Raw genomic sequence first — 11,336 nt, forward strand, 5'->3', positions numbered from 1 at the left:
ATCGTCCCCTCGTCGGGCTGGTGGGCACCCGCCAGGGTCTTGATCAGGGTGGACTTCCCGGCACCGTTCTGGCCGAGCAGGCAGTGCACCTCACCGGGCAGCACTTCCAGGTCGACGCCGTCGAGGGCGCGCACGCCGGGGAACTGCTTGACGATCCCGCGCATGAGGAGCAGGGGTGTGGCTTCTGACATGGGGCCTCGCTGGTTCATCATGGGGCCGAGAGGACGTGGTCGCTGCCGAGCCTGGCCGCGCCGACCACTCCGGCGTCGGGTCCGAGCTCCGAGAGCACGATGGGCAGGTTTCCGGTCGCCAGGGGAAGCGACCGGCGGTAGACGACGCTTCTGATCTCCGCCAGCAGGACGTGGCCCAGCTGGGCCACCCCTCCCGCGATGATCACGAGGCCGGGGTTGAAGAAGCTGACGAGCCCGGCCAGCACCGTGCCGACCCGGCGCCCGCCGTCGCGGATGAGCCGTACCGCCTCGGCGTCGCCCATCTCGGCGGCGGAGGAGACGTCCTCGGCGGTGAGGGTGCCCGTCTGGTCGAGGCGCCGGCTCAGGTAGGCCGAACGCCCGGCGATGGCCGTGGCCTCCCTGGCGAGGGCGGTCCCGCCGAAGTAGGCCTCCAGGCAGCCGACGTTGCCGCAGGCGCAGACGGGGCCCTGGTCGTCGACGCGGATGTGGCCGATGTCGCCCGCGCTGCCGGAGACACCCCGGTAGATCTTGCCGTCCACCACGATGCCGCAGCCGATGCCGGTGCCGATCTTGACGAGCAGGAAGTCGTCCACCTGCCTGGCCAGCCCCGAGTGGAGCTCGCCGAGGGCCATGATGTTGACGTCGTTGTCGACCACGGCCGGGCAGCCGAGGGCCTGGCCGACCGCCTCCCTCACGGGGTAGCGGTCCCAGCCGGGCATTATCGGGGGCGCGACCGGCACCCCCTCGCGGAAGCTGACCGGGCCGGGGATGCCGACCCCCGCGCCGTGCAGTTCGGTGAACAGGCCCTGCTCTCCCAGCTTGGCGATCATCTCCATCGCCTGGTCGAGCACGGCCACCGGGCCCTCGCGCACGTCGCACCGCTCGCTCAGGTGGCCGAGGATCTCCAGCTCGCCGTCGGTGACGACCACGTCGATGGAGGTGGCGCCGATGTCGATCCCGGCGAAGCGGAGGTCTCCGGAGAGCCGTACCAGACCGGACCTGCGCCCGCCGCGCGAGGCCGCGAGCCCCGCCTGCTCGGCGAGGCGCAGCTCGATGAGCCGGTCGAGCTCCAGGTTGAGGCGGGAACGCGAAAGGGCGGTCACGTCGCCGAGCTCGGCACGTGACCGCGCTCTCTCACGCAGCAGCCGGAGGAGCGCAGCCTGGTACGCGTTCTCCGGCCGAACGACGGTCCGCTTCAACTACACCCTCCCTGTTCGGAGCAGGTGTGCAGAAGCTAACCCTCTTTAGACGGGTTTGTGAATCACTTTTACCTAACAGTTCGCCGACTTTTGCCTCAATCGACAAAAGTCGGCGAACTTGACCATGCCGGGTCAGCTCACCCGGGTGAGCCTCCACTGCTGGTTGGCGGCGGTCCCGCAGGTGGCCTGGGTGAGTTGCGTGCCGTCCGCGGTCGAGGCGCCGGGCACCTCAAGGCAGAGGTTGCTGGCGGCCGAGGCGATCCTGTAGGTGCCGTTGGACCCGGCGGTGAACCTCCACTGCTGGTTCGTGCCGCTGTGGCAGGTCCACTGGATGATCAGCCCGCCCGGCGAGGTGGAGCCGGCGTTGACGTCCATGCACTTGCTGCTCTGGACCCCGGTGAGGGTGAAGGCACCGCCGACCGCGGCGGCGAACCTCCACTGCTGGTTCGTGCCGCCGCCGGCCGTCCACTGGACCACCCTGGCCCCGTCGGCCGTGGACTGGCCCTCGACGTCGGCCGCCTTGGAGCTGTGCGCGGCGACCAGCGTGTAGACGCCGCCGGCCACCGGCCCGGTCGAACCCCCCGAGGCGTTCAGGGTGACGGAGTCGAGGTCGAACTGGTTGGCGGTCGAGTGCTTGAACACCAGGAACAGCGGGTGGCTACCGGACAGCGCCGCCACGGATGTGCTGACCGTCTGCTGGTAGGTGTCCCAGCCGCCGGTGTTCTGCACGGCCGTGGTGGCCAGCAGCTGCCCGGTGGGCGAGTCGGCGCGCAACTCGATGGAGCCGTTGCCCGTCGGCGAGGACACCCGGTACGACACCGACGCGACCCCCTGGACGCTCATCGGCGCAAAGGAGATCCAGTCGTTGTTGGAGATGTCGCCGATGCGCCTGCCGTTCTGCGCGCCGGCCTGTTCGACGATCCGGACCCCGGACGAGCCGGTGAAGTACTCGGCCTGCTTCTGCCGGGGCTGCAGGATCAGGTTGGCGGTGTTGGACAGTCCGCCCGCGTCGGTGTAGGTCGCGGTGAGGACGTAGAAGGTGTTGGCGTCGGCGTCATGACCCGAGTTCGTGGTCACCACGGTTCCCGAGCAGCCGGTGAACTGGCCCGTGTCGTGGCTGTGGGTGTCGTGGCCCAGGGCCGTGACCACCCTGACCCTGGAGCAGTCGATCGTGCCGTCCTCGGGGTCGGTGACGGTCACCGTGTACGGGACCGAGTCGCCGAAGTTGATGGCCGTGCCGTCGGGCGGCGAGCCGAACCGCACGACCGGCGCGGTGTTGCCGACCGTGATCGGCACCGTCGCCGAGCCGCTCTTGCCCGACGAGTCGGTGATCGTGAGCCTGGCGGTGAAGGTCCCATTGGCGGTGTAGGTGAAGGAGGGGTTCGCCGCGGTGGAGTCGGTCGAGCCGTTGCTGGTGAAGTCCCAGGCGTAGCTGAACGCGTCGCCGTCGGGGTCCGCGGAGCCGGCCGAGGAGAACTGGACGGTGAGCGGGGCCTGGCCGGAGGTGGGCGTTCCGCTCGCCTTGGCGATCGGGGAGCGCGAGCCGTTGATGTAGTCGATGCGGTAGACGCCGTCGTCGGGGTTGGTGCCGCCGTAGCCGGCCCCCCACTCGATCAGGTACATCGCGCCGTCGGGGCCGAACTTCATGTCGATCGGCGACCTGAACCCGAGGTTGGACAGGAAGCGGTTGGTCTTCAGGACGTTGCCGCTGCCGTCCAGCCGCATCTCCATCAGGTAGTTGCGGCTCCACTCGTAGAAGAACGGGGTGTCGTCGAAGTACGCGGGAAACTTCGTGTCCGAGGGGTTGGCCGCGTCGTAGTGGTAGAACGGGCCGCCCATCGGGGCCGCGCCGCCGCTGGTGCCCATCTCCGGCCACTCGGGCGTGAGGTGGTAGTTGTACCAGACGGTGGCGGCCTTGACCGCGGGCAGGTTCGTCAGGCCCGTGTTGTTGGGCGAGTTGTTCACCGGCGCCGAGCAGTTGAACTTCGCCCCCGAGGTGGACGTGGCGAAGTTGTAGTCGTTGTACGGGATGTTGTTGGCGACGCAGTACGGCCACCCGTAGAAGCCGGGCGACTTGATCAGGTTCCACTCGACGGTGCCCTCGGGACCGCGGTTGGCGTTGGCCGATCCGGCGTCGGGGCCGTAGTCGGCCGAGGAGATCCAGCCGGTCTCGGAGTCCACCTGGAACCGGAACGGGTTGCGGAAGCCCATCGCGTAGATCTCCGGGCGGGTCTGCGCGGTGCCCGGCGCGAACATGTTGCCCGAGGGGATCGTGTAGGTGCCGTTGGTTTCCGGGTGGATCCGCAGGATCTTGCCGCGCAGGTCGTTGGTGTTCGCGCTGGTCTTCTGGGCGTCGAAGTTGGCGCGGCCCGAACGCTCGTCGATCGGCGCGTACCCGTCGGAGGAGAAGGGGTTGATGTCGTCGCCGACGCCGATGTAGAGGTTCCCGCCGGGCCCGAAGGCGAGCTGCCCGCCGGTGTGCCCCGGCTCGTCGACCCTGGTGGCGGGGATGGCGAGGAGCTTCTTCTCACTGGCCAGGTCCAGGCTGTCGCCGGCGCTGTTGAGGGTGAACCGGGAGACCTGGTTGACCGCCGCGGAACCGGTCGGCGAGTAGTTGAGGTAGACCCAGCGGTTGGTCGCGAAGCCCGGGTCCAGGACGATGCCGATCAGCCCGTCCTCGCCGCCGGTGTAGACGCTCAGCGTGCCGGTGGTCACGATCTGGCCGTTGCTCTTGCGGACGAGCATGAGCTTGCCGGAGCGGGCGATGTAGTAGACGTCGCCGTTGGGGGCGATGTCCAGGCCCATCGGCTGGTCGGGCGCGCTGTCGAGCGTCACCTTCTGGAACCGGTTCCACACGGTGCCGCCGCAGTCGCCCGCGGCGTTGCCGGCCGCCCACTTGACGCCGCCGAGCACGTGCTGGCGGAAGTTGGCCTCGCTGTAGGAGGCGCTCTCGTGACCCATCGCGGTCGCCCACACGCGCCCACCCTCGGTGGTGCGGCACCAGGAGATCGGGTGGTCGGCGCCCATCTTGCTGCCGCCGGCGTCGTAGGTGCTCTCGTCGGCGGTGACCAGGACGTGCACGTCGCCGCGCATGTTCTTGCTGAAGTTGTACCACTCCTCGGTACGCGTCCAGCGGTCGGGAAGGCCCACGGTGGAGGGGTGCTTCTTGTCCAGGACCTTGGCGGTGCCCTGCAGGGTGGCCGAGTGCGCGGTCATGTGCGCGCCGCCCATGATGAGCTGGTCCCACCAGGGGAACTGGGCCTCGATGTTCATGTCGGTGGTGTTGTGGATCGCCACGATCCCGCCACCGTCGTTGACGAACTTCTGGGTGGCCTGGCGCTGGGCCTCGTTGTCCCAGACCATGCCGGAGTTCTGCAGCATGATGATCGCGTCGAAGGTCGCCAGGTTCGCGTCGTTGAGCGCGGTCGAGTTCGCCGACTGGACGATCTCGAAGTCGTTGGCGGCGGCGAGCTGCTGGACCATCGTGATGCCCGCCGGGATCGAGGCGTGCACGTAGTCGGCGGTCTCGGTGAACAGCAGCACCCGGAAGGCGGCCGCCTTCGCGGCTCCCGCGCCCGCCGGGGCCGCCGACACGGTCAAGCCGGATAACACGGATAACAGGAGCAGGATCGGGACCGTCAAGGCGGTGAGCTGGCGGCGCATGGAATCTCCTGGGGGGGATGAGAAGGGCATGCGAAACAGACCGGTCGGCCTGGGCGGGCGGACCGGTTGCGATGCTGGAAGAGGGAAGGTTGTGATGCCCGAAGAAGGGCGGCGGGTGAACCGGGTGCGACACTGAGGCAGTCGCACAAATCTCGAAATTTGCCGGTATCTAGCTTATTTCCTCCTTATTTCAGGATGGTAAGGACGAGTTCTGTCGACCGTCAAGCAAAAGGTTGCTCGTTCGAAACAGAACATCTCACCCGCACTGCGAAAGCGACCCCCGCCTCCCCGACCCCTCCCATCCGCTCTACCGGGCGATTCATCTGATTTCTGCGATCTCGGCGCGCCGTCCGGATCGTTCCACAATCGCCGGAAGTCACCGTGAACCTTTCAGGCGGCGAACCTTTCGGACAGCACGCCTTTCGGACAACCGTCTTTTCGGGCAGCGAAAAGGGCGCCCTCGAAACGAGAGCGCCCTCGAACGCCAGACCGCCAGACCGACCGTCAGACCGTCAGACCGTCAGACCGTCAGACCGTCAGACCGTCAGAGCATCGCCTTCATCGAGGCGGTCGCCTGCTGGCCGAGGGTGGTCGGGGTCAGGTACGGCTGCTCGGCGAGGATCGCCTCCCAGTTGTCGCGGATGTCCTCCACCGTGTGGTCGTCCTGCCGCCAGCCGGGCCCCTCGGCCACGAACACCCGGGCGATCCGGCCGCCGCCGACGCTGAAGACCTCGCCGCTGGTCTCGCAGGCCTCGTGCGCCAGGAACGTCACCAGGGCGCTGACCCGCTCCGCGGTGAACTTGGCCTCGAACTCGGCGGGCAGGAGCTCCTCGGTCATCCGGGTCCAGGCGATCGGCGCGATCGCGTTGGCCTTGATCCCGGCCCTGGCGCCCTCGATGCCGAGCGTCTTGGTGAGACCCACCAGGCCCATCTTGGCGGTGGAGTAGTTGGCCTGGCCGAAGTTGCCGAACAGCCCGGCGGGCGAGGAGGTGTTGATGATCCGGCCGTACCCCTGCTCCTTGAGGTGCGGGAACGCCGCCCGGCTGACCAGGAACGACCCGCGGACGTGGACGGCGAGGACCTGGTCGAACTCCTCGACGCTGATCTTGCCGAAGGACTTGTCCCGCAGGATCCCGGCGTTGTTGACGACGATGTCCAGCCGCCCGTAGGTGTCGATCGCGGCTCCCACGATCGCCTGGGCGCCCTCGGGGGTCGCGACGTTGTCGGTGTTGGCGGTCGCCTCGCCACCGTTCTTCCTGATCAGCTCGACCACCTCGGCGGCCGGGCCCGAGGAGGCGCCGGTGCCGTCCAGTGCCCCGCCCAGGTCGTTGACCACCACCTTGGCGCCGCGCTCGGCGAGCGACAGCGCGTGCGAGCGGCCGAGTCCGTGCCCGGCGCCGGTGATGACCGCGACCCTGCCGTCAAACCGCAGCTCTGACATCCGCAACCCTCTCACGAGAACATAATTCTAGTCGTCTGAACAATAGCTCGCCCGGCCCTCGTGATGCCATGGGCATCCCCGGGACACCACCTGCGAGATCTTCGGGACGGCGCCCGCCACCCCCCGGGCCGGCCGTCGGCGGGACCTTCGCGGCACCCCGGAGAAAAGGCGCGGAGTGGTTACCGAAAAGGCAGGGGATCATTGCGCATAGTAAGCACGCGTGTTAATTTCTGCTAAAGTTTTTGCCCCACACGGGCGAGGGTCAACGACGACACCCCTCCTTTTCCCAGTACGGCCCCGCCCATTTATTTTGGGCTGGAGGCCCTATATGTCCTTATCGCCGCCCCTGCGCGTGGTCCAGTGGGCCACGGGCGCCGTCGGCAGATACTCCCTGCGCAGCGTGATAACCCGGCCGGAGTTCGAATTGGCCGGGGTTCTGGTCTACGACCCGGACAAGGTGGGACAGGACGCGGGGACCCTGGTGGGGCTCCCCGAGGCCGGTGTCGCCTGCACCGACGACGTCGAGGAGATCCTCGCCACGGAGGCCGACTGCGTGCTGCACATGCCGCTGCCGGCGTCCTACTTCGGCGGGGAGCATCCGAGCGACGTGGAGACCATCTGCGCACTGCTCGCCACCGGCAAGAACGTCATCACCACCACCGGGTTCGTGTATCCCAAGTGCTACGGCGCGGGGGTGGTGGAGCGCCTGGAGGCCGCCTGCCGCGCGGGAGGGTCGTCCCTGCACGGCACCGGCGTCAACCCCGGTTTCATGAGCGACATCCTGCCGCTCACGCTGACCGGCCTGTCCAGCCGCGTCGACCACATCTACGTCCGGGAGTCGTCCGACTTCCGGGGGCACCCGTCCCGGCAGATCGCGGTGGATCTGTTCGGCTTCACGCGTTCGGCCAAGGACTACGTCGCCGCCGTGCGCCCCTTCCGCGCCTTCCAGCGCTCGCTGTTCGCCGAGAGCGTCCAGTTCGTGGCCGACAACCTCGGCGTGGCCCTCGACGAGGTCGAGGAGAGCGACGAGTTCGAGCTCGCGACCGAGGAGTTCGAGATCACCGCGGGGCTGGTCAGGGCGGGGACCGTGTGCGCGTCCCGCTGGATGTTCAGCGGGCTGGTCCGCGGCCGTCCCTTCATGACCGTGGAGTGCGTCTACAAGGCCGACGCCACCCGGGTGCGGCGCTGGGCCGATCCCGGCTTCAGCGTCCACATCGAGGGTGTGCCCCAGCTGATGCTCACCGTGAACGAGATCTCGCACGGCCTGGCCGGTGCCGCCGCCCACGCCGTGAACTCCGTCGCCGCCCTCTGCGCCGCCCCGCCGGGCATCCGCACCGCGCTGGATCTCCCCCTGGCCACCGGCCGGGGCACCGTCCGCCTCGCCTGAGGATCCTCCTCGGCCCCCCTCCGAGGCATCCCTCGTGCGGACAGTACCCCCGGCCCCGCCCCGAGGGCGGGCCGGACGACGAGCCTGCCCACGACAGGTGGTCTACATGCCGCCGTTAGCAATAAATAGTGGCATTCAGCATTTTTATGAAAATAGCGGATTTGACGGCTTTTATACGTGCGCCAATCCGCCGATCGCCCGCGACACCCCGCCCCCGCACCGCCCCCACACCGCCCGTGCCCCCCGCGAGGAACGCTCCGGCACGAACGTTCCCCGCGAGATCGAGAGGCTGCGAGAGGGATCAGGTGTACGGGGTGAAGCGCCCGAAGCGGCCCTGGTGATAGAGGAGCGGGCGGCCACCCGGTTCGAGGCTGGTCTCGGTCACGAGGCCGACGACCAGGATGTGGTCGCCGATGTCTACGGTGGAGTGGGGAGCGCAGATCAGGTGGGCCGAGACGCCGTCCAGCAGCGGGACGCCCAGGTGCCCGGGGGCCCAGGAGGTGGGGGCGGCGAAGCGGTCGACGTTTTTCCTGGCGAAGCGTGAGGCCACCTCGGCCTGGTCGCTGGCCAGCACGTTCACCGCGAAGTGGTCCGCCCGCCTGAGCCAGGGCCAGGTGGTCGAGGACTGGTCCACGTAGAAGGAGACCAGCGGAGGGCTGAGGCTGACGGACGAGAACGAGGTTGCCGTGATGCCGACCGGGATGCCCTCGACCTGGGCGGTGACGACGACGACCCCGGCCGCGTGGACGGCCAGCGCCTGCCGGAAACGCTCCGCGTCGACCGCCCTGCCGGACAGTGTCTCGGTCATGCCGCCTCGCTTAGGACTATGTGGGTTACTGTCGAGATGATCCACTTGGTCACTTTTTCCCCTTTAAGGAACAAAGGACACTACTCAAAACCCATTGGGGTCACTATCTCTTCCCGGCGTCACGCCGGAGCCTTTTTCCCGAGTGCCGCGATCACCTGCGGGCCGACCCTGTCGGCCCAGGGGCCGAGAACGGCGTCGAGGTCGGGGATCTGCGATTCCAGCAGCGCGAGGCCCGGGGTGGGCACAGTCGCCCCCAGCTCCACCAGCAGCGGGCGGAAATGGACCTCCACCGCCAGCGAGTGCTTGGCGTCCCCCATCACCAGGAGCGGGAGCGCGACGGCCGAGGCGAGCGCGCCCCCCGGCAACCGGTCGAGGAACACCTTGAGCAGGCCGGTGTAGGTGGCCTTGTAGGTCGGGCTCGCCACCACCAGCACGTCGGCTCCGGCCACCAGTTCCAGCGCGGCCCTCACCTCCGGTGCCGTCTCGGGGGCGAACAGCAGCGGGGCCAGGGCCGCCAGGTCGACGACCTCGGGAGCCTCCCCCTCTCCGATACACCGGGCGACGGCCTCCGCCGCCCGGACGGCAACCCCGTGGGTGCGCGATCCGGGTCGCGGGTTTCCCACCACGGTCACGATGCTCATGAGGCCACCGGCGCTTTCTGGTCGACATCGGAACGGAGAAGCTTCCACACCTCGTGGCGGTACTCCCCGAAGCGGGAACCGCCCCTCGGATCGCCCCCGCGAGAGCCGAGATCCACCTCGACGATCCGCTTGATCCGGCCAGGGCGGGGCGTCATGACCGCGACCCTCCGGCCGAGGTAGACGGCCTCGTCGATGCTCCGGGTGGTGAACAGGATCGTCGTAGCGGTCTTCTCCCAGATTCGCGCCAGTTCCCCCTGGAGCGATTCCCGGGTCCCGGCGTCCAGCGCGGCGAACGGCTCGTCGAGCAGCAGCACGGCCGGGTTCGCGGCCAGGCTCCTGGCGATGGCCACCCGCTGGGGCACGCCGAGGGGGAGCTCGTGGGGGTAGCGGTCGCCGAACTCGCCCAGCCCCACCAGGTCCAGATACTCCCTGGCCAGGTCGGCGCGCTCCCGCCTGGTGGCGACCCTGCTCTCCAGCGAGAACTCGATGTTGGACAGTGCCGTGCGCCAGGGGAACAACGCGTACTGCTGCAGGACGACCCCCCGTTCGAGGCCGGGGCCGTCGAGGGGGACGCCGTCCAGCAGGATCCGGCCGGTGGTCGGCGCAGTCAGGCCGGCGATCAGGTCGAGGAGGGTGGACTTGCCGCAGCCGCTCGGCCCGACCAGGGTGAGCAGCTCTCCCTCCCGTACGTCGAGGTTGACGTCGTCGAGGGCGGCGAAGGAGCGGTGGGTGTCGCGGACGGTGAACTCCTTGCCGACGCCCCGGATGCCGAGTCTCACCGGGCACCCCTCAAGAGGGCACGGGCGGGAGTGACGAGGTTGACGGGGGCGGGGACATGTCTGATGGTGATCACGAGATGCGTCCTATGGGATCTGTGGGATGTCGTGAGGGACGGCGGATGGATTCGTGATCACGGACACTGTGCGCTGAACACGCGGCAGAGGTCGACGTGCGCGCACCGAGTCAGATAGATGCCCATACAGGAGAAACTACGCACCGCTCCGCGGTAAGTCAATATTTCCTACTGGTTGTACATGAAATACCTCGGAGGCCGGGCGCCCCCTCCCGGCCGGCGGTCCCGTACCGTCGGAGCATGAAGCTGGAAAAGGAGATCTCCGGCGGCGGCCGTTTCGAGAGGCAGCCGAACCGGTTCACGACGCGGATCGAGGCGGGCGGCGAGCACCCGCCGGAGCCCGGCCGCTACCAGATCTACGCCTCCTACGCCTGCCCGTGGGCGCACCGCTCCCTCATCGTCCGCGAGCTGCTGGGCCTGCGGGAGGTGATCGGGGTGACGATCGTCGACCCGATCAGGGACGAGAAGGGCTGGCGGATCCCCGGGGGCGACCCGGTGACCGGGGTGGAGTATCTCTCCGAGCTCTATCTGGCGACCGACCCCGGCTACGAGGGCCGCTACACGGTGCCCTGCGTCTGGGACGTCGCCGCCGGGCGCATGGTCACCAACGACTACCCGCAGATCACCCTCACCCTGGAGACGGCCTTCGCGCCCTGGCACGCCGAGGGCGCGCCCGACCTCTACCCGGAGGCATCGCGCGAGGAGATCGACGCGCTCAACGAGGTGATCTTCCGCGGCCTCAACAACGGCGTCTACCGGGCCGGGTTCGCCCGCTCGCAGGAGGCGTACGACGAGGCGGTCACCGACGTGTTCGCCACGCTCGACCTGCTGGAGGAGCGGCTGTCGACCCTCCGTCACCTGCACGGCGACGCGCTCACCGAGAGCGACGTGCGGCTCTACCCCACCCTCGCCAGGTTCGACGCCGTCTACAACTCGCACTTCAAGTGCGCGGTGCGGCGGCTGACCGACTACCCGGCCCTGTGGGCCTACGCCCGCCGGCTGTACGCGATTCCCGCGTTCCGCGACACGACCGACTTCGACCAGATCAAGCGGCACTACTTCGTGACGCAGACGAACGTCAACCCGAGCGGGATCGTGCCCCGGGGACCGGAGATCGACTGGACCGCCCCCTGAAACCCTGAAAGTTTCATCG

The 11,336-nt window shown here is 68.6% G+C and carries 9 protein-coding genes; 2 read left to right on the plus strand and 7 right to left on the minus strand.

Annotation, left to right across the window (positions count from 1 at the left end; all coding sequences use genetic code 11):
• From ACFYWM_RS42910 to ACFYWM_RS42925, 4 genes are all read right to left on the minus strand, one after another.
• The coding region (locus tag ACFYWM_RS42910; protein WP_389927109.1) for an ATP-binding cassette domain-containing protein at nucleotides 1-191 on the minus strand (191 nt) is incomplete at its 3' end.
• Nucleotides 192-208: 17 nt separating this feature from the next.
• On the minus strand, nucleotides 209-1,390 hold the full coding sequence (locus ACFYWM_RS42915; protein ID WP_389927112.1) for an ROK family protein: 1,182 nt from the start codon (nucleotides 1,388-1,390) through the stop codon (nucleotides 209-211).
• Between the two features lie 132 nt (nucleotides 1,391-1,522).
• Nucleotides 1,523-5,053, minus strand: a complete 3,531-nt coding sequence (locus ACFYWM_RS42920) for a ThuA domain-containing protein (protein ID WP_389927116.1) — start codon at nucleotides 5,051-5,053, stop codon at nucleotides 1,523-1,525.
• Nucleotides 5,054-5,597: 544 nt separating this feature from the next.
• On the minus strand, nucleotides 5,598-6,494 hold the full coding sequence (locus tag ACFYWM_RS42925) for an SDR family oxidoreductase (RefSeq protein ID WP_389927119.1): 897 nt from the start codon (nucleotides 6,492-6,494) through the stop codon (nucleotides 5,598-5,600).
• A 328-nt stretch (nucleotides 6,495-6,822) separates the two neighbouring features.
• On the opposite strand from ACFYWM_RS42925, the gene ACFYWM_RS42930 reads away from it, so the two are divergent.
• Nucleotides 6,823-7,881, plus strand: a complete 1,059-nt coding sequence (locus ACFYWM_RS42930; protein WP_389927122.1) for a dihydrodipicolinate reductase — start codon at nucleotides 6,823-6,825, stop codon at nucleotides 7,879-7,881.
• A 301-nt stretch (nucleotides 7,882-8,182) separates the two neighbouring features.
• Here ACFYWM_RS42930 and ACFYWM_RS42935 read toward each other — a convergent pair whose 3' ends face one another.
• The 3 genes from ACFYWM_RS42935 to ACFYWM_RS42945 form a co-directional block, all read right to left on the minus strand.
• Entirely contained in the window at nucleotides 8,183-8,689 is a 507-nt protein-coding gene (locus ACFYWM_RS42935; RefSeq protein WP_389927125.1) for a flavin reductase family protein, read from the minus strand.
• Between the two features lie 119 nt (nucleotides 8,690-8,808).
• Nucleotides 8,809-9,330: an NADPH-dependent FMN reductase gene (locus ACFYWM_RS42940; RefSeq protein WP_389927128.1), complete on the minus strand. Its 522-nt coding sequence runs from the start codon at nucleotides 9,328-9,330 to the stop codon at nucleotides 8,809-8,811.
• Nucleotides 9,327-10,109 carry an ABC transporter ATP-binding protein gene (locus ACFYWM_RS42945; protein ID WP_389927131.1) on the minus strand — a complete coding sequence of 261 codons (783 nt, stop codon included), beginning with the start codon at nucleotides 10,107-10,109 and terminating at the stop codon, nucleotides 9,327-9,329. Before ACFYWM_RS42945 ends, ACFYWM_RS42940 begins: the two co-directional genes overlap by 4 nt.
• 314 nt (nucleotides 10,110-10,423) lie before the next feature.
• Here ACFYWM_RS42945 and ACFYWM_RS42950 point away from each other — a divergent pair, with 314 nt between their 5' ends.
• The gene (locus ACFYWM_RS42950; RefSeq protein ID WP_389927134.1) at nucleotides 10,424-11,317 is read left to right on the plus strand and encodes a glutathione S-transferase family protein; all 894 of its coding nucleotides are present in this window, start codon (nucleotides 10,424-10,426) and stop codon (nucleotides 11,315-11,317) included.
• Nucleotides 11,318-11,336 lie beyond the last annotated feature (19 nt).

Source organism: Streptosporangium sp. NPDC002721, from assembly GCF_042888905.1.
In the GTDB taxonomy this organism is placed as follows: Bacteria; Actinomycetota; Actinomycetes; order Streptosporangiales; family Streptosporangiaceae; genus Streptosporangium.